Source organism: Candidatus Atribacteria bacterium (genome assembly GCA_011056645.1).
GTDB lineage: Bacteria > Atribacterota > Phoenicimicrobiia > Phoenicimicrobiales > Phoenicimicrobiaceae > Sediminicultor > Sediminicultor quartus.
The window spans coordinates 1-23,108 of the sequence record DSEL01000106.1; the positions used below are offsets into that span (position 1 = coordinate 1).

Sequence of the window (23,108 nt, forward strand, 5' to 3'; positions counted from 1 at the left end):
TTATTAGATAATGTTTACAAAAAAACAAGAGAACGTTTTTCCGAGATCATATCGCAAAAAAAACGACAGGCAAAATCAATAGAAGAACATAAAATAATTCTAAAAGCTCTAATAGAAAAAAAGGGAGAACTGGCGGAAAAATTAATGAGAGAACATATAGAAAATGGCAAGGATGCCCTTCTCCAAGAAATAGAACTTAGAGAAAATAACCAATAAGAAGAGTTAGAGAATTAAGTACCCCAAAGATTATTGTAAAAATATATCAATTCTAAATTTTCCTTGCCATTGATGATCTTTTCAATATAAAACAATACTACCTATTGGAAATAAATGTAAATGTCCTTGTGGGGCAGGAATAGCGCCTTAAACCAAGACAGATGCTTTAATTACCGCTGCAGTTTCCAAGTGGGGAGCATATGGTTTAGGAGTGGGATTGGCAATTTTAAAAGGAAGACCGGATATTTTTCATAACGGAGAAATCGAAAGAAGAGTATTAGAAAAAGTTGCCGATACACAGTTTTTAGATGGAATTAGTGGTGAAATCAATAAGTAAATTAGAAGCAAAAAAGGGAATTTAAAGTTCATCAAGAGCTTTTTTGAGAGTTTTTATATCTTTCCAGGTTAACTCTTTAGGACTGCCCGGGAAAGTTGCTTCGTTTCTTAATAAATAACTGGGATGAAACATAGGAAATATCTTTATCTCACCAATCCAATCAAACCACTGACCTCGAAGTTTAGTAATTCCCTGAGTAGTTTCTAATAAATGTTGTGTGGGGATATTGCCCAGGGTAACGATAATTTTGGGATTGATTAAAGCGATCTGGGTTTCCAAATAAGGAAGACAAGTTTCTATCTCGCTTTTAGAAGGATTGCGATTAGCAGGTGGTCGGCATTTTAACATATTCGTTATAAATATATCCCCTCTTTTAATGTCAACTGATTGTAAAATTTTAGTTAACAGTTGTCCAGCTTTACCCACAAAAGGTTTACCCTTGAGGTCTTCCTCTTCTCCCGGAGCTTCTCCGATAAACATTACCTTGGATTTTGCATTTCCTTCCCCGGGAACAACCTTGGTACGAGAAAGATACAAAGGACATTTTTCACAATTTTTACATTCTTCTGCTACTTCTTCTATGGAAAGTGGGTTGAAATTTTCTGACATCAATTCTAATCCCCATTAATTTGATTATTAAAGTAAATATTAATAAAATAATTATTATGGATTATTTGATATAATTCTTATCTTTTAATTATTGTAATTTTACCATTTTTAAATACTTTTTATCAAGTAAAGCACAGAAAAAGGGGACAGGCTACTTTTTTGTAAGAAACAGGTTTGCAGACTGTTCAAAAAAATATTCCAGGGAATTATTATAAAAAAAGAGGGATTTTAAGATTTTTATAGAAAATATAATGCATGAGCTGGATTCTAATTTTTAAAAATATAGGTGATTTTAGACTTTGTAGATGAAAGAAAAGGACCAAGACAATAATAGGAATTTTAAATTTCATAATGGAGGGAGGCAAGAGAAATGAAAAATTTGGATTTATCCCGAATATTTGAGCAGATTGCTAAAATCTTAAAAATAAAAGAAGAAAATCCTTTCAAGATTAGAGCTTATGAAAAGGTTGCTTTGGTTTTAGAGAATTTAGCTATTGATATAGAGACAATTTACCAACAGGGAGGATTGAACAATATTCCCGGAGTTGGTAGTGCTATTGCTCAAAAGATCGAAGAATTTTTAACCACCGGAAAACTCGAGTATTATGAAAAATTAAAAGAGACTATACCTTCCGGGGTGATAGAGCTTCTGGATATTTCTGAAGTGGGACCTAAGACAGCCAAACTTCTATATGAAGAATTAGGTATAGATAATATAGAGAAATTAGAAAAAGCAGTTAAAGAGCATCAGATTAAAGACCTATCGGGAATGGGGGAGAAATCTGAAGATAATATTTTGAGAGGAATCGAATTATATAAAAGACGGAAAGAAAGAGTTCTTTTGGGTACTGCTTTGCCTTTAGCAGAAGAGATTGTAGAGAGTTTACATCAGTTAAAAGAGACGGATAAAATAAGCTTCGCCGGTAGTTTAAGACGTAAAAAAGAGACTATTGGTGATATCGATATTCTAGTGACCTCCCAAAAACCTGAAAAAATAATGAAAAAATTTACTTCTTTGCCCCAGGTAAGTGAAATCTTAGCTGAAGGACCAACTAAATCAAGTGTTATAACCAGGGATGATATTCATGTCGATGTAAGAGTAGTAGAACCAATAAGTTTTGGAGCAGCACTGCAATATTTTACCGGGTCCAAAGCACATAATATTAAGTTAAGAGAATTGGCGATAAAGATGGGTTTTAAGATAAATGAATACGGCGTATTTGATGCGAAAACTGGCCAAAGGAAAGCCGGGAAAGAGGAAGAGGAAGTTTATCGAATTTTAAATTTACCTTTTATCGCTCCGGAGCTAAGAGAAGACCGGGGAGAGATTGAGGCGGCACAGGAAAATAAATTGCCTCGGTTGATAGAGAATCCTCAAATAAAAGGTGATTTACATTTACATAGTCAATGGAGTGATGGGGTAGATACCATTCAGCAAATGGCAGAGGCAGCTAAAAAGAGAGGTTATAAATATATCGCCATTACTGATCATTCACAATCACTTAAATTTGCCGGGGGATTAACCGAAGAAAGACTTAGAGAGCAAGTGGAAGAAATTCAAAAATTAAATCAGGAGTTAGATGATTTTATCATTTTGACCGGGATTGAGGTTGATATAAAATCAGATGGCAGTTTGGATTTTTCCGATGAAATATTAAGTAAATTAGATGTGGTGGTGGCAGCAATCCATTCTGGTTTTAAGCAGGAGAGTAAAGTTATTACCGAGAGAATTATTAAAGCTATGCAAAACAGATTTGTAAGCATTATTGCTCATCCTACCGGCCGCTTGATCGGCTACCGTGAATCATATCAAGTAGATATTAATGAGATGATAAAGGTAGCTGCCGAGACCGGAACTATTTTAGAAATAAATTCGCATCCGGAAAGACTTGATTTAAATGATATCTATTGTCGGATGGCTAAAGATAAGGGAGTGCAATTAGCTATTGAGACTGATGCCCATAGTATTGATGGCTTAGAATTTATGAATTTAGGAGTAGATGTCGCCCGTCGAGGGTGGTTAGAAGAAAAAGATATAATAAATACACTTCCTTTAGGTAAATTATTAAAGAGATTGAAAAATAAAGGATAAATTCTTATGATAGTAGATTATTTTTGGATTCTAATAACTAAATATAACATTTGACAATTCAGTAAGTTATTGTTATATTTTAATTAGAAAAGAATACCAAAATTAAATAATAGGGACTCGTATAAATCCTTGAATATGGCAAGGATGTTTCTACCAGGTGACCGTAAATCACGACAGGCTACGAGTGGAAGTGCACCTTAGGGAATCGCTTATTTAAGCTGATTTATATTGGTTAATATTATATTATGCTTAGATAAGATTAGAACCGAGTGGTGCAAAGTATATTTATTTTATACTACACCGGAGGATTAAAAGCCCAGGCGGAGAGGTTCCACTCTGATTGATGGAATTTCTATCGTTTGGGTTTTTTATTTGTTACAAAATTATCATTAATAAAGTCAATAAAAATTTGAGGAATGAAGGAGAAGAGTTATGGATGATAAAGTAGCGATAGTCATGGGAAGTGTATCAGATAAAGAAACCATGAAAAAATCAGCTGAAGTATTAGATGAATTGAGCATTTCTTACGAAATGAAAGTGCTGTCTGCTCACCGAACTCCTGATTTACTGTTTGAATATATTGCAAAGATAGAAGAAGAAGGATTTAAGGTAATCATTGCCGGGGCTGGGGGTGCAGCTCACTTACCGGGAGTAATAGCCTCCAGGACATTGTTGCCGGTCATTGGTGTCCCCATAGAAACTAAAGTGTTGGGAGGCCTTGATTCTTTGCTTTCTATTGTGCAAATGCCGGGAGGTGTTCCGGTTGCTACCATGGGGATAGGAAATGCTAAAAATGCCGGGCTGATGGCAGCACATATATTGGCTATTGAAAATTCTAAAATTAGAGAAAGACTTAAAGATTTTAGAAAATCAATGGTTCAAAAAATAAAGGATATAGAAATATAACGTAATTATCAATGCATAATATATTTAGAGGGGCTCGATTCATTGAGCCCGCTAAAAAAAATACTAAAATATTCGGGTCGTATAAATCAGACCCCTTCACCAAAATAAGGACGATAATAGAAAACACATTGACTGTTAATTGTAAACTTATATCCCGTAATTTTAATTGGAAAATTGGAAAATTGGCGAATTGGCAAATTAGTAAATTAATTGAGAGGAGCAAATTAATGGGTAGTGTAAAAGATTTAATGGTCATAGAAAAACCATCTAAAAGCAAAAGCGGTAAGGGAAGGTTTATTTTTTCGGATCGTTATTCGGTCTTTGATTGGGGAGAGATGCCTGACCATATTCCCAACAAGGGTAAATCTTTGTGCATTTCGGCTGCGTATTTTTTTGAAAAATTGGAAAGTATGGGGATAAAAACTCATTATTTAGGTTTGGCTGAAGATAATAAAATAGAAAAGTTTTCTTCTAATCTTAAAAGGCCGGTTGATACCATGGAGGTAAAATTAGTTCGAGTATTAGAACCTTTACAAAAAATCAGTACTTATGATTATTCTATTTATAAAACCGAAAAATATAATTTATTGATTCCCCTGGAAATTATTTACCGTAATTCTCTTCCCGAAGGTTCCAGTGTATTTAAAAGATTAAAAGAAGGGAATTTAAAATTAAAAGACCTTGATCTGAAAGTGCCACCTCTAGTTGGCCAAATCTTAGATAAACCTTTTTTAGATGTCTCCACGAAACTTGAAGCAAGTGACCGCTATTTAGGCTGGGATGAAGCTCAAAAAAATTCCCACCTTAGTGACAATGAATTAGAAGAGATTAGAAAGATGACCTTATCCATTAATCAGCTCATTGAGCAAGAGGCAAATAAAATAGGATTGAACTACGAAGATGGCAAAATAGAATTTGCTTTTGATGAAGATAGAAACCTGATGGTAGTGGATGTTTTGGGGACTTTGGACGAATGTCGCTTTACTTTTAAAGGTATGCCTATCAGCAAGGAGATCGCACGATTATATTATCGGAAAACTTCCTGGTTTAAAGAATTAATGGATGCAAAAAAGAAGGATGGACTAAATTGGAAAGATAAGGTAAATCTATCGCCTCCACCCTTACCGCCAAGATTGAAAGAACTCATATCTATGGCTTATGCTGCATTTGCCAATGAAATAACCAAAAAAGAGTGGTTTAAAAATATCCTTCCTATGAGAAAATTGTTAGAGGAAATAGGTCAAATAATAAATAGCGTTTAGCGGATAGTGTAATAATAGACAAGAGGGCTTATCCTCGTGAAAACGGGAAACGTCTGTCTTACGAAGTGTAAATTGGTAAATTGGAGAATCGGCAAATTGGTTAATTTGTATAAAGGAGAAGAAAATGTGGTTGGTTAAAATTTATATCACCCTAAAAAAGGGGTTATTGGACGCTCAAGGGAAAGCTACTCAAAATGCCTTGGAGTCATTGGGATTTAAAGAAGTAGAAGAGGTAAGAATAGGAAAATATATCCATATTAAAATGAAGGGGCAGAATCAGCAGATGGTCATGCAAAGGGTTGAAGAGATGGGTAAAAAATTATTGGCCAATCCGGTAATTGAAGATTTTGCCTATGAAGTTGAGGTGTTAAAGTGAAATTTGGTGTCATTCAATTCCCGGGATCAAACTGTGATCACGATTGTTTTTATGCCTTGCGTGATGTTGTAAAAGCAGAAGTTGAATATATCTGGCATAAACAGACTGACTTAAAAGGGTATGCAGGTATATTTTTACCCGGTGGATTTACCTATGGAGATTATTTGAGGGTCGGGGCTATTGCCCGATTTTCTCCGGTTATGACAGCTGTCATTGATTACGCTAAGGCCGGAGGATTGGTTTTGGGAATTTGTAATGGATTCCAGATCCTTACTGAAGCAGGTTTATTGCCCGGGGCATTAATGAGAAACAATAGTCTTCATTTTATTTGTAAATATACCTACCTCAGAGTGGAAAATAATCAAATTCCTCATACTCATTCTTGTAAAAGTGGGCAGGTTTTAAAAGTACCTATCGCTCATGGGGAGGGTAATTATTATATTGACGAACACGGATTATCTCTACTGATCAAAAACAAGCAGATTGTCCTTCGGTATTGCGAGGAGGATGGAGAGGTTACTTCAAAGGCAAATCCTAACGGCTCTGCGGATAATATTGCTGCTATATGCAATAAAGAAGGAAACGTTTTGGGTATGATGCCCCACCCGGAACGCTGCGTAGAAGATTGCTTGGGTTCCTCCGATGGAAAATATATTTTCCATTCTATTTTAGATTTTCTAAAGAAAAAGTCGGTACTTAGATGAATAAATCTTAGAAATTGGGAAACCATCATGAAATTTACTATTAGATCAGTACGCTATAAATAATTGGATAATTGGTGAATAGGTAAATTGGCAAATTAAAATAGGAGATTGTTGATTAATGAAAAGCTTTGAGCAGGAAAAATTTTGGAAAAAATGGAATCTTACTCCGAAAGAATACCAAAAAATAAAAGAATATCTACAGAGAGAACCTAATGAAGTAGAATTAGGAATGTACTCGGTGATGTGGTCAGAGCATTGCAGTTATAAAAACTCAAAACCACTTCTTAAATTATTTCCCAATTCAGCAGAATGGGTCCTTCAGGGACCAGGAGAAAATGCTGGTATCATTGATATAGGAGACGACCATGTGATTGCCATGAAGATAGAGAGCCATAATCATCCTTCGGCTATCGAACCTTTTCAAGGAGCAGCCACTGGTATCGGAGGGATAGTGCGGGATATCTTTGCCATGGGTGCCCGACCCATTGCTTTGTTGGATTCTTTAAGATTTGGAGATTTTAATCACCCTCAAACTCAATATCTTTATAAAGGAGTCATAGAGGGCATTTCTTTTTACGGTAATTGTATCGGGGTACCCACAGTAGGAGGAGAAACAGTTTTTTCCTCAAGTTATCAGGAAAATATTTTAGTCAATGTGATGTGTGTAGGATTGGCCAAGAAAAATGATATTTTACGGGCAATAGCAAAAGGCCAGGGGAATTCGGTCATTCTAATAGGAGCAAAGACCGGCAGGGATGGCATTGGAGGCGCTTCTTTTGCCTCTACAGAATTAGATGAAACCTCTGATGAAGATCGTCCTGCGGTTCAAATAGGGGATCCTTTTTCTGAAAAACTATTGATCGAAGCTTGTTTAGAGTTAAGAGGATTGGATTATGTAGTTGGATTGCAAGATTGTGGCGCAGCTGGCTTAACCAGTTCTTTATCTGAAATGGCCAGCCGGGGGGATAGCGGGTTGGATATTGAATTATCCAAAGTACCTACGCGCGAAGAAGGAATAAACCCTTTTGAAATTATGCTTTCCGAATCCCAGGAAAGGATGATCGTGGTGGTTAAAAAGGGAAAAGAAAAAGAGATTAAAACTATTTTTAATAAATGGGGCTTGGATTCCGCAGTGATTGGCAAAGTAACCAATATTGGGAAATTTATCATCAGAGACAAAGGAGAAATCATAGTAGATATACCCGTGAAATCACTAACCGATGGAGTACCGGTTTATCATCGTAAAGGGAAAAGGCCGGATATTTTAGATTCGGTCAATCGGCTTGACTTATCCGAAATATCTCAGCCAGATGACTATAATCAAGTATTATTACAAATCTTGGGTTCGCCAAACATGATAAGCAAGGAAAAAATCTATGAAAATTACGATTATATGATAGGGGATAATACTATTATGCTTCCCGGAGATGATGCCGCTATATTGAGAATAAAAGGAAGCAAAAAAGCCATTGCCCTTACCACTGACGGCAACGGAAGATATGGTTATCTTGACCCCCTGACGGGAGGGAAGATAGCCGTTGCAGAAGCCTCCAGAAATTTGTCCTGCAAGGGTGCTTTGCCCCGGGCAGTCACTGATTGTTTAAATTTTGGAAATCCCGAAAAGGAAAACATCTACTGGCAATTGGAAGAAAGCATCAAAGGGATCAGTGAAGCCTGCCGAATATTGCAGACCCCGGTCATAAGCGGAAATGTAAGTCTTTATAATGAAAGCAAAGGGGAATCCATTTATCCCACACCGGTTATCGGGATGGTGGGAATGATTGAAGATTATGAACATATCTGTGCTATGGCATTTAAAAATGATGATGATTTGATCGTGCTTTTAGGGGAAAATAAAGAAGAATTGGGTGGAAGTGAATATTTAAAAGTGATTCATCATCTGGAAAAAGGAGTACCCCCGCAGATTGATTTACTAAAAGAGCAGGCAGTCCAAAAGGTATGCCGGGAGGCAATCGAGAAGGGATTGGTATCTTCAGCTCATGATTGTTCGGAAGGCGGATTGGCCATTGCCCTGGCAGAAAGCTGTATCAAAGGGAAAAAAGGAGCGAAAATTGAAATTGAAAGCAAGATAAGAAGAGATGCTTTATTATTCGGGGAAAGCCAATCGCGAATCATCCTATCTCTTGATTCGAAAAATCTCTCTTCATTTCAAGAGATAGCCGGAAGATACCAGGTTCCTCTGTTGCTATTGGGTTCTGTACAGGGGGAAAAATTAAAAATAAACCGGTTAATCAATATAAAAGTAGAGCAGCTGGAAAAAGCTTGGAGAGGCGCAAAATAATGCATGAAGAATGTGGCATTTTTGGAATTTTTAATCAAGAAGATGCATCTAAATTAACTTATTTTGCTCTTTATGCCCTTCAGCATCGGGGGCAGGAGAGTGCAGGAATTGCTGTGTCTGACGGAGAAAAGCTCTTGATCTATAAAGATCTGGGGTTGGTATCGGAAGTATTTAATGAAGAAAAGTTAAAGGCCTTGCAGGGTAATTGTGCTATCGGTCATGTAAGATATTCTACTACCGGAGCCAATATCTGGGAAAACAGCCAGCCTATCTTAAAGAATTATAAAGGGGGCACTTTCTCTTTAGCTCATAACGGTAATCTGGTGAATCAGGCAGAATTAAAGGTAAAATTAAAAGAGAAAGGTATTCAGAATTATTCCTCCTCAGACAGTGAAATTATATCTAATTTAATAAAAATGACTCCGGAAGAAAATATTGAAAAGAATATTGAAACAGTAGCTACCCAATTAAAAGGTGCCTTTTCTTTGGTCATCATGACGGAAGATAAATTGATCGGGCTTAAAGATCCTCTCGGTTTTCATCCCATTGCCCTGGGGAAATTGGGAGATTCTCATCTTTTTGCTTCTGAAACCTGTGCCTTTAATCTTATTGGCGCTGAATTTATTCGGGAAGTGGAACCGGGAGAGATGGTAGTCATTGATAAAGAGGGGATAAGATCGACCAAAATTATTTCTAATAACCGAAGATCTCTTTGTATTTTTGAATTTGTTTATTTTGCCCGTCCGGATAGTAATATATTCGGAGAAAATGTAGCATTAAGCCGGCAAAAAATGGGTCGAAGATTAGCCCGGGAGTATCCGGTACCAGCAGATATCGTAGTTCCTGTGCCTGATTCTGGAATCTCTGCAGCTATCGGTTATTCAGCTCAATCAGGAAATCCCTATGATGAAGGGCTGATCAAGAATCGTTATATTGGGAGAACTTTCATTCAGCCTGAACAATTAATCCGGGAATTTGGCGTGAAAATAAAGCTTTCCCCTATTAAAGAGATCATAAAGGATAAAAGAGTAATATTGATCGATGATTCTATTGTCCGGGGGACTACCAGTCGAAAGATTGTAAAATTGATAAGAGATGAAGGAGCCAGGGAAATTCATGTTCGAATCAGTTCTCCGCCTATTTTCTTTCCTTGTTTTTACGGGATAGACACGCCAAACAGAGAATATTTAAGGGCTGCTAATCATAACCTGGAGGAAACCAGAAAATGGATAGAAGCAGATAGTTTGGGTTACCTGAGTATTGAAGGATTATGCAGTGTTTTTGATAAAATTCCGGCTGATAATTTTTGTCTGGCTTGTTTTAATGGAAAGTATCCAGTGTAGGGGCTCGATTCATCGAGCCCCAGAGGACGCTAGTTTAAGAAAGGAAAATCTAACTGATGGGAGAATCTTATAAAGAAGCCGGTGTAGATATTAGCCTGGCCAATCAGATAGTTGAAAAAATAAAACCATTGATCGGTAAAACTTCTGTTTCCGGAGCATTGGGTGGCATTGGTGGATTTGGCGGATTGTTTTCTTTAACAGAACAGAAATATAAAGAACCGGTATTGGTTTCCGGAACGGACGGAGTGGGGACCAAATTAAAAGTTGCCTTTGCTCTTAAAAAACATGACACGGTGGGGATAGATTTAGTGGCCATGTCGGTGAATGATATCATCACCTGTGGGGCAAAACCTTTATTTTTTTTGGATTATATTTCCATTGGTAAATTGTCAGAAAAAGTAGTGATTGAACTGATAAAAGGAATTACCGAAGGGTGCAAAATGTCAGATTGTGCCTTATTGGGCGGAGAAACAGCAGAGATGCCCGGATTTTATGCAGAAGATGAATATGACCTGGCCGGTTTTGCAGTGGGAATAGTAGAAAAAAGTAAAATAATAGATGGCAGTGAAATTAGAGAAGGGGATGCGGTAATAGGCATTGCCTCTAATGGATTACACAGTAACGGTTTCTCTTTAGTCAGGAAAGTGTTATTGGAAGTAAAAAAATATGGACTTGATGAGAAATTAAATTTTCTGGAAAGATCCCTGGGAGAAGAGCTGCTTCGGCCAACCAGGATTTATGTGAAGCCGGTTTTGTATTTAGTTGAGAAATATAAGATTTTGGGAATAGCTCATATTACCGGAGGAGGATTATTGGAAAATATTCCCCGCATTTTACCCCAAGGATTATCTGTAGAAATAAATTCCGGTAGCTGGAGTAGACCTCCTATTTTTTCCTTAATCCAAAAAGAAGGAAAAATTTCTAATCAAGAAATGTATCGAACTTTCAATATGGGTATAGGAATGATTTTTATTGTATCTCATAGTGAATCTGAAAAAATATCAGGAGTACTTGAATCCATGAATTGTGAATCTTATGTCATTGGTCGAATTATTAAGGGAACAAAACAAACCATCATTAAATAATGACAACTTTTGTGCCAGGCACGAAAGTTGTCATTAAGGAGAAATTTATGATAAATATCGGAGTCCTGGCTTCCGGCAGAGGGACAAATTTACAGGCCATCATTGAGGCCATTGAAGATGGTAAAATTGCCGGTGAAATCAAAATCGTGATCAGCGATCATCCGAAAGCTTGTGCCCTGAAAAGGGCTCAACAATATCTTATCGATACCCGTTATATTGATTTTAAGGAATTTAAAAACCGGGAAGATTTCGATAAAGAGATCATCAAAACCTTAAAAGAGAAAAAAATTGACCTGGTCGTTCTAGCCGGTTATATGAGAATTTTGAGTCCTTATTTTATCAGGACCTATCAAAATAAGATCATAAATATTCATCCTGCCTTACTCCCTTCTTTCCCGGGGTTACATGCTCATAAGCAAACCGTGGAATATGGCGTTAAGATTTCCGGATGTACCGTTCACTTTGTGGATGAGGGAGTAGATTCCGGTCCGATTATCCTGCAAAAGGCAGTAGAGGTGAGCGATGATGATACCGAGGACTCTTTGGCAGAGAAAATCCTGAAAGAAGAACATCAAATTTATCCTCGAGCAATCCAGTTATTTTGTGAAGGTAGATTAATGGTTAAAGGAAGAAAAGTCTTGATTAAATAATCATTTATTAAAAAGGAAATGTAGGGGTTTAATTCATTGAACCCATCTTTTCGGGGCGGATAAATCCGCTCCCTTGATTAGAATTTTTAGAAGAGGGGTAAATTTAAAATGAAAGTATTGATTATTGGCAGTGGAGGACGGGAGCATGCCCTGGTGTGGAAAATAAAACAAAGCCCAAAAGTTTCTCAAATTTATTGCGCACCGGGCAATGCCGGAATTTCCGGGTTAGCCCAATGTGAAAGCATTGATGCAGACAATATAGAAAAATTAGTTGATTTTGCCCAAAAGGAAAAGATTGATCTAACCGTAGTGGGACCGGAATTACCTTTATCCCGGGGAATTGTCAATGAATTTAACAAACAGGGTTTAAGGATATTCGGTCCAAGTAAAAATGCTGCTGAGATTGAATCAAGTAAAGTTTTTTCCAAATATTTATTAAAAAAATACAATATCCCTACTGCAAATTATGAAGTCTTTCAAAATAGCAAGGAGGCACTCGCCTATATACAAAAACAGATTTTCCCTTTGGTCATCAAGGCAGACGGGTTGGCTGCAGGTAAAGGCGTATTTATTGTAGAAAATTTGCTAGAAGCAAAAGACGCCTTGAATGCACTGATGAAAGAAAAACAATTTGGGGACGCAGGCAGGCAGGTCATCATAGAGGAATTTTTAGAAGGAGAAGAGGTATCGATCTTGGCATTTTGTGATGGGAAAACGGTTATCCCCATGGTTTCCTCCCAGGATCACAAAAAGATATTTGATCATGACCGGGGGCTTAATACCGGGGGGATGGGAGCTTATTCCCCGGTTCCCTTTTATCCTGATGAGTTTGAAAAGAGAGTTTTGGAAGAGATTTTAAAACCTACTGTAAAAGGTTTACAGAATGAAGGGAAAGAGTATAAAGGGGTCCTTTATGCCGGATTGATATTAACCAAAGAAGGTCCCAAAGTTTTAGAATTTAATGCCCGCTTTGGTGACCCGGAGACTCAAGTTATATTGCCCAGATTAAAAACAGATTTAATCGATATATTGAATGCAGTCATTGAGGATAAACTTCATCAAATTAATATTGAATGGGAAGATAATGCTGCAGTATGTGTGGTAGTTGCCTCCAAAGGATATCCGGGGAAGTGCCAGAAAGGAAAATCGATTAGCGGTTTGGAAAGGATGGAAAAAATGAAAAATATGATAGCCTTTCATGCCGGCACCAAATTGCAGAGTGATCAGGTAGTTACTTCGGGAGGAAGGGTCCTGGGGATAACTGCCTGGGATGAAACGATATCCAAAGCAATAGAAAAGGCTTATGAAGCTGTAAAAGAAATTTATTTTGAAGGTATGTACTACCGGAAAGATATTGCCGCTAAGGCTATAAAGGAGAAAAACAAATGACCAAAATAAAACGCGCCTTAATCAGCGTATCCGATAAAGAAGGATTGATTGATTTTGCCAAAGGTCTGGAAAAATTAGGAATCAAAATTATTTCTACCGGAGGAACAGCCCGGCTATTAAAAGATGCTCAAATCAAAGTGAAATTAATTTCCGAAGTAACCAATTTTCCGGAGATATTGGATGGCAGGGTCAAGACCCTTCATCCTTTGATTTTTGGAGGGTTATTAGCCAGAAGTGATAATTCCCTCCATCAAGAGCAGATAGCAGTCCAGCAGATAGAACCAATTGGCCTGGTTGTTGTCAATTTATATCCTTTTGAAAAAACCATTTCAAAAAAAGAAGTAACATTGGATGAAGCGATCGAGAATATTGATATTGGCGGACCTTCGCTTTTAAGGGCATCAGCCAAGAACTATCAGGATGTCGCTGTCGTCATAAATCCCCGGGATTATCCTATCATTTTGGAAGAATTAGAGAAAAACCAGGGAGAAGTATCCTTGGAGACTAAAAAGAGATTAGCGACCGAGGTATTTGAACATACTTCATTTTATGATGGGATTATTTCCCAATATTTAAGAAAAAATCTACTTAAAGAATCGACTTCTTTCCCCCATACGCTCAATTTACTGGGTGAAAACGTGATAGATCTGCGTTATGGAGAGAATCCTCATCAATCAGCTTCTTTCTACAAAGAAGTATCGGTAAAAGAAGCCAACCTGGGAGATGCAGTACAATTGGGAGGCAAAGAATTATCTTTCAACAATTTAGTCGATTTAGGAGCGGTCCTGGAGATGGTGAAAGATTTTCAGGAACCTACCGTTGCCTTTGTAAAACACACCAATCCCTGTGGTTTGGCCAGCGCGTCTACTATTGAAGAAGCTTTTCGAAAAGCTTACCGGGGGGATCCTCTTTCTGCCTATGGCAGCATTATCGGTATCAATAGGGTAGTAGATTCAAAATTGGCTGATTTAATTGATGAAACGCCTTTTGTGGAGGCAGTACTGGCACCCGACTTTGAAGATGAAGCTCTCACAATCTTAAGACGAAAACAGAATCGCCGCTTAATCAAAGTGGGAGATTTAAAAAATAGAGATACCGAAGTAAAAGATATTAAAAAAATACCCGGTGGATTTCTGGTTCAGGATAGAAACATAAAGGAAATCAATATAGAAGACCTGAAAGTAGTCACCAATAGAAAACCAGATCAAAAAGAATTGGAAGAGCTCTTATTCGCCTGGAAGGCAGCTAAACAGGTCAAATCGAATGCCATTGTTTTGACCAAGGATAAACAGACCGTCGGTGTCGGTGCCGGACAGATGAGCCGGGTAGATTCGGTTCTCATTGCCATTAGAAAATCAGAAGGTCGTTCCAAGGGGTCATATCTAGCTTCCGATGCCTTTTTTCCTTTTAGAGATGGGGTAGATGAGGCGGCTAAAGCGGGAATAACCGCCATTATTCAACCAGGTGGCTCGAAGCGAGATGAGGAAGTGATCAAAGCTGCCAATGAGCATAATCTGGCTATGGTATTTACCGATACAAGATGCTTTAAACATTAATTTTAACGCATTCATTCTCAATTAATTTTAATGATAGGACAGATTTTGTATCTGCCCTTACTTTTTTATATACCATTCCCCGATTGTTTGGAATGCATCTTTTTTATTTTTCTTTCCTTATTTTCTTTGTTTATCCGGAAAGATTTCCTGTTTCTTTAATTTTGGCTAATCCTAATAAAAAACCGATTAACATAATGGCAACGCCGAATAAATAAGGGTAGTTAACATTAATATCAAAAATAAAACCTGCACATACAGGGCCAAAAATCCGTCCCAGGCTTTTAAAGGAATCGTTCAAACCCATAGACATGCCCTGTCCCACAGTAGATTTTTTGGAAATTAAGGCAGCCAGGGAAGGGCGGAGTAAAGAGATCGCCAAAATGAAAAATCCCGTGCTGATTAATACTCCCGGGTAACTCGTCACTTTTACCATGGAAAGAAAACCAATAGAACTGAGTAATAAGGACATTTTTATTATCAATTCCTCTCCAAATCTCTTGATAAGCCTACCTGCTATCACTCCCTGACCAACAGCCAGAACAATGCCCATGACCATAAGAATGGTGCCCACTTTTTGCGGTTCGTAGCCAAATTTTTTTAAGGCAAACAGTCCGTATATCCCCTGGAAATTTGTCAGTCCAAAGCTTACTATAAAAGTGATGATAAGCAAATTTCCAATTGGGCTGAGCAAGGCTTTTTTCATCCGTGCATATTGATCCGTGATAACTCCTTGGCTATTTTTTGCTTTCTTTTCTGCCGAAAGGGATTCAGGTAAAAAGAAAAAAATGAATAAAACTGATATCATTGAGAGTAATGCAGCGATAAAAAATGGAAAAGCAAGGGAATTAACCGACAGTAAACCTCCCAGGCCAGGTCCTATCACTATTCCGACACCCGCAGCAGCTCCTATTAATCCCATGCCGCTTCCCCGTTCTTCCGTGGTAGTAATATCGCCTATATAGGCCATTGATGCAGGAAGCATAGCTGAAGCCAGCACTCCTGATAATATTCTTGCAATAAAAAGGATCCATAGATGACTTGCCAATCCAAAGGCAAGAAGAGTAACACCATTACCCAGCATGCCAGCAATCATCACTTTTCTTCTTCCCCATCTGTCTGATATATCTCCCCAGATGGGAGCAAAGATAAGCTGCATGACACCATAAGAAGCAATTAAAAGGCCGAGTTCACTTCCGCCCGCACCCAACCTTTCTATATAAAAGGGAATGAGAGGCATCACCATACCGAACCCCAACATAACAACGACAAGACTGAAAAATAAAACGATGATATTAATGCTTATTTTCTTCATTGTAGTAATTTGTCCTTTCTCCCAATGTAAATATACCGACCGTCGGTTTGATTACATTAAAAAAATTTACTCTATTGCCCGTCCTTAAAAACTCTTACAATTCCCTTGCTCCCGTCTACCGTTACTCGATCTCCCGTCTTCATGTACATGGTTGCATTCCCGGTTCCTACAACTGCGGGAATGCCCATTTCACGAGCGACGATAGCTGCATGAGATAGTTGAGCTCCAACATCAGTGACAACCGCTGCTGCTTTCGAAAATAGAGTAGTCCAACCTATATTGGTTGTTGTGGTAACAAGAATTTCACCTGGTTGAAGTAAATGTCCTTCTTCAGGGCTGTCTATACGCCGTACAATTCCTTCCACACAGCCAAAGGATGCCGCACATCCTTTAATGATATTATCGTCAGGTGATGATAAAGTAGAAATCTCAATGGCATAAATATCACTGCGTCTATTTGGATTTTTCGCCCATTCAAAGGGATTAAATTCCCCTTTGATAAATTGAGGATAAGGTGGCAAGTTACAATATTCAGCGTATTTTTTCTTTCTGACAGGAATATATTGGCATGATAAATGATTGCCTGACAATACTTCAATTAATTCCTGATGGGTCAAAAAGAAAATTTCTTCACCAAGACCGGTTAACTCCCCTGCTTTTAGGAAGAAATGACGAACAACACCAACTGAACGGCTCAATTCTGAACGGATCCTTTCCCTTATATGTACTGTATCTCTAATCATATTTATTTTTTCTTTTAATATTTTTGCTTTTTTAGGGTAATCATTCTCAAGTTTTTTCCACATTTTTTCAAAATCAGCTGACCTTCTTTTCAATGATTCTTTTACCTTCACCGCTGAATCTTTAAATTCAGCTAATTGTTTCTCAAACCATTCTTCATCTTCTTCCGGACGTGGTACTGAAAACTCGTTTTCATTATAATGTCGGTGTCCATATAATTGAATATATTCTTCACCGCTGATTTCACCATTTTCCACTTTTAATAATCCTAAAAGCGGACCAATACTGGCCAGTTCCTCTGAATTACTGTTCATATTCGTCAAAAAAGCATTGGCCTTTTCTTCTGTAACTAATTTTTTTAACTCACTTTTAAAATTAGCATAAGGCATAAAAAAATTATCATTGAATGTATCCTGAAGGTAAAACAGTTGGATGAATAATGGTTTTACTTCTTCAAACCATAGGGGAACTAACTCCTTCTTTTCACGGACCTCCGCTATTTTTTTTCGAATTTTTTGGCACCTTTCAGGCACAGCAGAGGTGATGATATGCCAGTTTTTCTTTAACTTCCTCTGCTTCCATGCTGTTTTAATTTGATAGGGTATGATTTCAGATAATATTGTTTTTATGGAAATGGGAATGATTGGAATATCTACATTTTCCGATGGAGGGCTTATCATAGCTTCTAAAAAATTTACTGTCTGTTCATGATTCTTGCCAAACTTTCTCATCATTGAATAGACAAAAGAATAATTAAGGTAAAGGCGTCCCCCAATATTCCCTATGGCTGGATGTCTTCCAAAGCTATTACCCAGAACAGTATTCCACATCGACCAGGTACTTGGCGTCATGACCTCAGGAAAAACATCTCCAACCATATTATTAGTCCACAAATAATGTCTTTCTTTACTACTATTCCATTCAAAATAATCAGTCAAAATTTCCTTATCCGGGAGCGTTGTAATATCTCTGGACTGAAGAAGATAGACTTTATCTTTTGCAATGATCCATTCAATATCTTGGGGTGAACTAAAGTATGATTCAGTTTTACATCCCATTTCTATTAGATTTTTAATGTCTTTTTTACTTAATGATGGTTTATTTTGTAGCTCTACCGGAACTTTTACATTAACAGTTCCTTCTGTTTCTCTCACAGTCATTACTTGCTTTGTAGATATTTTATTTTCTGTCATTTCCCTTGTATTTTTCTCTATTATCCACTGATCCGGAGAAACCTCTCCGCTAACGATGGCTTCTCCAAGGCCCCAGGATGCATTAATCATCATCTGGTCTCGTCGATGGTTAATCGGATTGGCTGTAAATAAAATTCCTGCTCTTTCTCCGTTAACTAATTTTTGTACTACAACCGCATGGGACAGCTCATCATCTGATATATCCTGTTTTGCTCTATACGACATGGCTCGTGTGTTCCATAATGAGGCAAAACATTTTTTAACCGCTTCACAAATGCCCTCTATTCCACAAATATTCAGGTAGGTGTCATATTGACCGGCAAAAGAACTCCCGGGTAAATCTTCTGCCGTAGCCGAAGAACGAATGGCCACTGCGCCGCCACCTAATTTTTGGTATGCCGAGGCTATCTCATTTTTAATATCTTCAGGTATTTTACTATCCTTAAACCAATTTTGAATGGTCTCGAATACTTTTTCTAATTTTGCGGTATCGTTAAAATCAATCTTCTCAATAATTTTACTTATATTTCTTTGCAGGTTGTTTTCTTTTACAAATCCTTGATAGGCCGAAGTCAGCACAACAAACCCACCTGGTACCGGCAATCCGGCCTTAATCATCTCTCCAAGATTGCTGGCTTTTCCACCGACAAGAAGGAAATCATCTTTACTGATTTGATCCAATCTTCGAATGTATTGATAATGAAACATTCCGTCCTACTCCTTTCAAAAAAAGTGCTGAGATTGTGCATAAAAATTACAAATGTTTTAACTTTTCTAACAATGGTTCTACTAACTTAATTGACCCCCTTTCTATTCCCAGTGTTCTTTCTAAGGTTTCCTCATAAAAAGCAAATCTCCTGGTAAGTATTTCTATACATTTGGGTTCCATCATTTTTCTTTTAAGTGTTTCTAAATCATCAAGATCAGATTCAAAACTATCTATGATAATTTTAGATGACATTTTATTAAATATGCTGTTGAGATGGATATACAGTTCGGTGACCTCTTCGGGGTAGTTTATATTAAATGTTCCTTCTGCTATTCCTTGCATGATTATTTTATGATAAATTGGCCTGGATAATTCCAGGGAATATTCCAGTATCTGATTTTCCAGTTTAATATTATTATTCCGGGCTATGATTTTATATATTTTCCATCGCATCTCTGCATGCCGCATCTTGAAACCAAACATATCTTCACTTATTTGATTGATCTTTTCCAGAGAATTTAAATCCGCTTTACCAGCAATGTTTTCTATGACATTCAATTTCTTTTCAACATACTGTCTGGCAATCGTTTCCAAGACTTCTTCCTTGGAGACAAAGTAATGGTAAAATGCCCCTTTGGATACTCCGGCTTCTTCGATAATATCGTTAATAGTGCTATTTTCAAATCCCTTTTGATAGAACAATTCTAAGGCTATCTCAAGAAACTCCTGTTTTCTGCTTTTTCTTTCTTCTATTGACATAAACTATCATCTCCTTCCTTGCTTTTATACATACCGACCGACGGTATGTTTATTATAATTAAAAATCCTGCCCTTGTCAAGTATCTTATGAGGTCAAGTCTCACTCATCGCTTTCGACGAAAGTGAGGCAATCTTTATTTTCTTAACTGAAAATATTTTTTCCCAAAAAAGAGCAGGACTTTTTACAGGTAGTAGAATTAGGGGGACATTCTTCTTTTGTATTCCCACATTTATGCGAGGAGAAAAGTAAAGTGTGTCCCCCTAATTCTACTTAAAATTTTTCTTTCAAAAAAGAAGGACTTTTAACAAGTAGTACAGTATGTAGATATATACTAACCTGCAAATGTAAAATAATCATGAATAGTATCAATAATTAAAAAAAAGGAAAATATTAATGCCGGGAAATAATGAAATAGTCATCTATACCACACCGGACGGGAAAGAAACATTTGAAGTCAATTTAAAAAAAGAATCCGTTTGGCTTGATGCACATCAATTAGCGAGGTTATTTAAAAGAGATCGTTCAGTTATAGTAAGACATATTAATAACGTATACAGCGCAAAGGAATTGGATAAAAAATCAACCTGTGCAAAAATTGCACAAGTTGCACAAGATGGAAAGAAAAGACAGATGTTAATTTATAATCTTGACACGATAATTTCCGTCGGTTACCGGGTAAATTCCAAACGCGGTACCCAATTCCGCATTTGGGCTACCCATGTCTTAAAAGAACATCTTATTAAAGGCTATACCATAAATGAAAAAAGAATGCGCGAAGACCGGGCGAAGTTAACAGAATTCCAAAAAACCTCAAGAATTATGGGAAGACTCCTACAGAATAAATCCTTAGATTCAACCGAAGCAACCGGATTGTTAAAAGTGATCCTTGATTACCAAAAAGCCCTGCATTTACTCGATGAATATGATTTACAAAAATTAGAGATAAAAAAGGTTACTACTCAGGAGAGATTTAGGATTAGCTACCAAAAAGCCCGCTATGAATTAGAACGCCTGAAAAGCCATTACCCCTCCGGATTATTTGGTTTGGAAAAAGACCAATCTTTTTCTGGCTCTATTGGAGCAATATATCAGACTTTCGATAAAAAAGATCTCTATCCCAGCATTGAAGAAAAAGCTGCCCATCTCCTATACTTTGTGGTTAAGAATCATTCTTTTATAGATGGAAATAAGCGAATTGCTACCTCTTTATTCTTATGGTTTTTAAATGAAAATAAAATTCTATATCATGAGGATGGCAGTAAACGCCTTGCCGACAATGCCCTGGTGGCTTTGACCTTATTGATTGCTGAAAGCAAAGCAGAAGAAAAAGATACTATGGTTAAAGTCATTGTGAATTTAATTAATCAAAATAATTGAGAAAGAATATTTGAAAAGCAGTGGTCGAACTCATCCGTCCCGTTCTGTCAGTGTGAACCCTGATTTATCAGGGTGCGGTAATCTCCATTTCCTGAACCAAAAACTTTTCTTCTAAAAAAGAAGGACTTTTAAAACTTAGATAAAAAGGGGGCATTCTTCTTTAATACTCCCGAATTTAATGCTTTATAAAAAGTAAAGTGTGTTCCTCTTTTACCTACAAAACAAAACTTTCCTTAAAAAGAAGGACTTTTAAGAATTATGTCGTATTAGTTATATTAGAACGTTTTAACTAAATAAATATCATAATCTGTATGAAGGTAACAGGAGAGACCTTTTCTTTTTTACAAAAAGAGAAAAGGAGCCGAAGAGGTAAGATACCAAAAGTATTTAAACTTTCAGGCAAATGGACCGTTACCGGACAGAACTCTGGAGAGCTTTATACAAAAAAGCACCGACGGGGCAATTCCTACGCTTTAGGAAAACCCATACAGAGTTTACTAAAAGAAATATCTCCTAATTTCTTAGGAAGAATCTTTCAGGCAAAAGGACAGAGTAAGAGAGAAATTTGATTATTTTCTTACTCTGTCCTTTTTATTTACGTAGAAACATTTTAGAAAAGCATAGAAATATAATGGTTTTGATCTTTAGGGTTCGATATGCCAAATGATGAGACCTGACTCCTTTATTCTTTTAATATTGAAAGGAAAACTAATGTCATTGAATAATTGGGAAGATACATTTACAAGTTGGGCAAAACCACCAGGAAAGTCTGAACAGGAAAGATGCGAGAATGTTGAAAAAGAGATTAAGAACGCTATTAAAGCAAATGATAAACTAAGAGAAAAAAGGATACTAGTCTTCATACAAGGTTCCTATCGGAATAATACTAACGTTCGCAAAGATAGTGACATTGATATAGGTATATTGTGTTATGATTCTTTTTTTTATGATTTGCCCGAAGGTTATACAAGTGAGCATTTTAATATTATAGATGCAAGCTATCATTATACACAATTTAAAAATGAAGTTTACGAAGCTTTAATATCTTATTTTGGCAGAAATTCAGTAAAGCGTGGAAATAAAGTATTTGATATAAAAGAAAATTCGTATCATGTTGATGCTGATGTTGCACCATTTTTTGAGCACCGTAGATATCAACAAAACGGTAAGTATCTATCTGGAGTTGAGTTGTATTCCGATAATGGTGAAAGAGTTATAAATTGGCCTGAACAGCATTATTCCAATGGGTTAAATAAAAATAATGATACAAATCATAGATTTAAATACACAGTTCGAATTTTAAAAACTTTGTGTAATAAAATGTCTGAAAATGAAGTATCTCAAGCCAAAGTAATACCTGGTTTTTTAATTGAGTGTCTTGTTTGGAATGTTCCAAATAATAATTTGAATAATTATACTCATACAGAAGATGTTCGAGAAAGTATAATTTATCTGTGCAATAAAACGAAAGATTATGAAGATTGTAAAGAGTGGGGAGAAGTGAGCGAATTAATATATTTATTTCGACCATTACAAAAATGGACAAGGCAAGAAGCTAATAATTTTTTAAGAGCTGCTTGGAATTATATAGGATTTGAATAATAAATATGAAGAATTTAAATATTAAAGCATTTTTATTTATATTTCTCGGTATATCTGCAGTTATCTGGTTTGGAATTGCCTCATTAAAAAATGTTGATTTATCAAACTTCATAGAATATTTAAAAATTCTTCCCCAAGTTGTCTCTATTGATTTAGTAATATATGCATTTTTTGTTAATTGGGGATGGAAATTAAAGATATTCCGAGGTTGGCTTGTCCCATTTCCAAATTTAAATGGAACATGGGAAGGATTTATTGATTCTGACTGGATTGATACAAAGACTAATAAAAAAAATGATCCAATTTCTGTTATCTTAACGATTAAACAAAAATTCTCAAAAATAGATTGTGTAATGAAAACAACTGAAATGGTAAGTCAAAGCTACGTAGAAGATTTTAAAATTAACAAGGATAAACAGATTCAGCAATTAGTATACTGTTATATAAGCAAACCTAAATTATCTTTATCTAACAGAAGTTCAGTTCATGAAGGGGCAATAGTGTTTGAGATTATAGGTAATCCTGCCTCAAAACTTAAAGGTGAGTATTGGACAACAAGAAAGACAACAGGTGAAATAATATTAAAA

The 23,108-nt window shown here is 36.6% G+C and carries 20 protein-coding genes and 2 riboswitches; of the genes, 16 read left to right on the forward strand and 4 right to left on the reverse strand.

From position 1 onward, the window contains the following. Both ENO17_04335 and ENO17_04340 read left to right on the forward strand, forming a co-directional pair. On the forward strand, positions 1 to 216 hold a 216-nt coding region (locus ENO17_04335; GenBank protein ID HER24261.1), incomplete at its 5' end, for an FCD domain-containing protein. A gap of 169 nt (positions 217 to 385) precedes the next feature. After that, a complete protein-coding gene (locus ENO17_04340) occupies positions 386 to 553 on the forward strand; it encodes a DUF4392 domain-containing protein (protein ID HER24262.1) in 168 nt (55 codons plus the stop codon). Positions 554 to 574: 21 nt separating this feature from the next. Here ENO17_04340 and ENO17_04345 read toward each other — a convergent pair whose 3' ends face one another. Continuing rightward, entirely contained in the window at positions 575 to 1,162 is a 588-nt protein-coding gene (locus ENO17_04345; GenBank protein HER24263.1) for a uracil-DNA glycosylase, read from the reverse strand. A gap of 370 nt (positions 1,163 to 1,532) precedes the next feature. Between ENO17_04345 and polX the strand changes: the two genes are divergently transcribed. The 11 genes from polX to purH all read left to right on the forward strand — a co-directional run bounded on the left by polX (position 1,533) and on the right by purH (position 14,827). Further along, on the forward strand, positions 1,533 to 3,254 hold the full coding sequence (gene polX, locus ENO17_04350; GenBank protein HER24264.1) for a DNA polymerase/3'-5' exonuclease PolX: 1,722 nt from the start codon (positions 1,533 to 1,535) through the stop codon (positions 3,252 to 3,254). Positions 3,255 to 3,351: 97 nt separating this feature from the next. Further along, positions 3,352 to 3,455, forward strand: a riboswitch (purine riboswitch). Between the two features lie 231 nt (positions 3,456 to 3,686). Then, complete coding sequence (gene purE, locus ENO17_04355; protein ID HER24265.1) at positions 3,687 to 4,160, forward strand: 5-(carboxyamino)imidazole ribonucleotide mutase; 474 nt, start codon at positions 3,687 to 3,689, stop codon at positions 4,158 to 4,160. Positions 4,161 to 4,387: 227 nt separating this feature from the next. Beyond that, positions 4,388 to 5,422, forward strand: coding sequence for a phosphoribosylaminoimidazolesuccinocarboxamide synthase (purC, locus tag ENO17_04360; protein ID HER24266.1), 1,035 nt, complete (start codon positions 4,388 to 4,390; stop codon positions 5,420 to 5,422). Between the two features lie 124 nt (positions 5,423 to 5,546). Next, positions 5,547 to 5,798 (forward strand): phosphoribosylformylglycinamidine synthase subunit PurS, encoded by a 252-nt coding sequence (gene purS / locus ENO17_04365; GenBank protein HER24267.1) that lies wholly within the window; start codon positions 5,547 to 5,549, stop codon positions 5,796 to 5,798. Then, positions 5,795 to 6,502: a phosphoribosylformylglycinamidine synthase subunit PurQ gene (purQ, locus tag ENO17_04370; GenBank protein ID HER24268.1), complete on the forward strand. Its 708-nt coding sequence runs from the start codon at positions 5,795 to 5,797 to the stop codon at positions 6,500 to 6,502. The genes purS and purQ overlap by 4 nt, the downstream gene beginning before the upstream one ends. A gap of 118 nt (positions 6,503 to 6,620) precedes the next feature. Next, complete coding sequence (gene purL / locus ENO17_04375; GenBank protein HER24269.1) at positions 6,621 to 8,804, forward strand: phosphoribosylformylglycinamidine synthase subunit PurL; 2,184 nt, start codon at positions 6,621 to 6,623, stop codon at positions 8,802 to 8,804. Further along, positions 8,804 to 10,147: an amidophosphoribosyltransferase gene (locus ENO17_04380; protein HER24270.1), complete on the forward strand. Its 1,344-nt coding sequence runs from the start codon at positions 8,804 to 8,806 to the stop codon at positions 10,145 to 10,147. The genes purL and ENO17_04380 overlap by 1 nt, the downstream gene beginning before the upstream one ends. 56 nt (positions 10,148 to 10,203) lie before the next feature. Further along, the gene (locus ENO17_04385; GenBank protein HER24271.1) at positions 10,204 to 11,232 is read left to right on the forward strand and encodes a phosphoribosylformylglycinamidine cyclo-ligase; all 1,029 of its coding nucleotides are present in this window, start codon (positions 10,204 to 10,206) and stop codon (positions 11,230 to 11,232) included. 47 nt (positions 11,233 to 11,279) lie between these two features. Further along, positions 11,280 to 11,882 (forward strand): phosphoribosylglycinamide formyltransferase, encoded by a 603-nt coding sequence (locus ENO17_04390; GenBank protein HER24272.1) that lies wholly within the window; start codon positions 11,280 to 11,282, stop codon positions 11,880 to 11,882. A 108-nt stretch (positions 11,883 to 11,990) separates the two neighbouring features. Beyond that, positions 11,991 to 13,271 carry a phosphoribosylamine--glycine ligase gene (gene purD, locus ENO17_04395; GenBank protein HER24273.1) on the forward strand — a complete coding sequence of 427 codons (1,281 nt, stop codon included), beginning with the start codon at positions 11,991 to 11,993 and terminating at the stop codon, positions 13,269 to 13,271. Next, a complete protein-coding gene (purH, locus tag ENO17_04400) occupies positions 13,268 to 14,827 on the forward strand; it encodes a bifunctional phosphoribosylaminoimidazolecarboxamide formyltransferase/IMP cyclohydrolase (protein HER24274.1) in 1,560 nt (519 codons plus the stop codon). The genes purD and purH overlap by 4 nt, the downstream gene beginning before the upstream one ends. A gap of 130 nt (positions 14,828 to 14,957) precedes the next feature. Here purH and ENO17_04405 read toward each other — a convergent pair whose 3' ends face one another. The 3 genes from ENO17_04405 to ENO17_04415 form a co-directional block, all read right to left on the reverse strand. After that, a complete protein-coding gene (locus ENO17_04405; GenBank protein HER24275.1) occupies positions 14,958 to 16,139 on the reverse strand; it encodes an MFS transporter in 1,182 nt (393 codons plus the stop codon). Between the two features lie 71 nt (positions 16,140 to 16,210). Beyond that, the gene (locus tag ENO17_04410; protein ID HER24276.1) at positions 16,211 to 18,781 is read right to left on the reverse strand and encodes a pyruvate, phosphate dikinase; all 2,571 of its coding nucleotides are present in this window, start codon (positions 18,779 to 18,781) and stop codon (positions 16,211 to 16,213) included. A gap of 46 nt (positions 18,782 to 18,827) precedes the next feature. Further along, positions 18,828 to 19,541, reverse strand: coding sequence for a TetR/AcrR family transcriptional regulator (locus ENO17_04415; GenBank protein HER24277.1), 714 nt, complete (start codon positions 19,539 to 19,541; stop codon positions 18,828 to 18,830). 394 nt (positions 19,542 to 19,935) lie between these two features. On the opposite strand from ENO17_04415, the gene ENO17_04420 reads away from it, so the two are divergent. From ENO17_04420 to ENO17_04430, 3 genes are all read left to right on the forward strand, one after another. Continuing rightward, positions 19,936 to 20,919 carry a Fic/DOC family protein gene (locus tag ENO17_04420; GenBank protein HER24278.1) on the forward strand — a complete coding sequence of 328 codons (984 nt, stop codon included), beginning with the start codon at positions 19,936 to 19,938 and terminating at the stop codon, positions 20,917 to 20,919. Positions 20,920 to 21,230: 311 nt separating this feature from the next. Next, positions 21,231 to 21,340: riboswitch (glycine riboswitch) on the forward strand. Positions 21,341 to 21,636: 296 nt separating this feature from the next. Beyond that, entirely contained in the window at positions 21,637 to 22,521 is an 885-nt protein-coding gene (locus ENO17_04425; GenBank protein ID HER24279.1) for a nucleotidyltransferase, read from the forward strand. A gap of 5 nt (positions 22,522 to 22,526) precedes the next feature. Further along, a partial coding sequence (locus tag ENO17_04430) for a hypothetical protein (GenBank protein HER24280.1) occupies positions 22,527 to 23,108 on the forward strand: 582 nt, incomplete at its 3' end.

What these genes read in the sequence shown, in the direction of transcription:
- ENO17_04385 (HER24271.1), top strand. Translation starts at nt 10,204, where the DNA reads ATGGGAGAATCTTATAAAGAAGCCGGTGTAGATATTAGCCTGGCCAAT.
- ENO17_04420 (HER24278.1), top strand. Translation starts at nt 19,936, where the DNA reads ATGCCGGGAAATAATGAAATAGTCATCTATACCACACCGGACGGGAAA.
- purC (HER24266.1), top strand. Translation starts at nt 4,388, where the DNA reads ATGGGTAGTGTAAAAGATTTAATGGTCATAGAAAAACCATCTAAAAGC.
- purS (HER24267.1), top strand. Translation starts at nt 5,547, where the DNA reads ATGTGGTTGGTTAAAATTTATATCACCCTAAAAAAGGGGTTATTGGAC.
- ENO17_04380 (HER24270.1), top strand. Translation starts at nt 8,804, where the DNA reads ATGCATGAAGAATGTGGCATTTTTGGAATTTTTAATCAAGAAGATGCA.
- ENO17_04390 (HER24272.1), top strand. Translation starts at nt 11,280, where the DNA reads ATGATAAATATCGGAGTCCTGGCTTCCGGCAGAGGGACAAATTTACAG.
- polX (HER24264.1), top strand. Translation starts at nt 1,533, where the DNA reads ATGAAAAATTTGGATTTATCCCGAATATTTGAGCAGATTGCTAAAATC.
- ENO17_04415 (HER24277.1), bottom strand. Translation starts at nt 19,541, where the DNA reads ATGTCAATAGAAGAAAGAAAAAGCAGAAAACAGGAGTTTCTTGAGATA.
- purL (HER24269.1), top strand. Translation starts at nt 6,621, where the DNA reads ATGAAAAGCTTTGAGCAGGAAAAATTTTGGAAAAAATGGAATCTTACT.
- ENO17_04405 (HER24275.1), bottom strand. Translation starts at nt 16,139, where the DNA reads ATGAAGAAAATAAGCATTAATATCATCGTTTTATTTTTCAGTCTTGTC.
- ENO17_04410 (HER24276.1), bottom strand. Translation starts at nt 18,781, where the DNA reads ATGTTTCATTATCAATACATTCGAAGATTGGATCAAATCAGTAAAGAT.
- purH (HER24274.1), top strand. Translation starts at nt 13,268, where the DNA reads ATGACCAAAATAAAACGCGCCTTAATCAGCGTATCCGATAAAGAAGGA.
- purE (HER24265.1), top strand. Translation starts at nt 3,687, where the DNA reads ATGGATGATAAAGTAGCGATAGTCATGGGAAGTGTATCAGATAAAGAA.
- ENO17_04345 (HER24263.1), bottom strand. Translation starts at nt 1,162, where the DNA reads ATGTCAGAAAATTTCAACCCACTTTCCATAGAAGAAGTAGCAGAAGAA.
- purD (HER24273.1), top strand. Translation starts at nt 11,991, where the DNA reads ATGAAAGTATTGATTATTGGCAGTGGAGGACGGGAGCATGCCCTGGTG.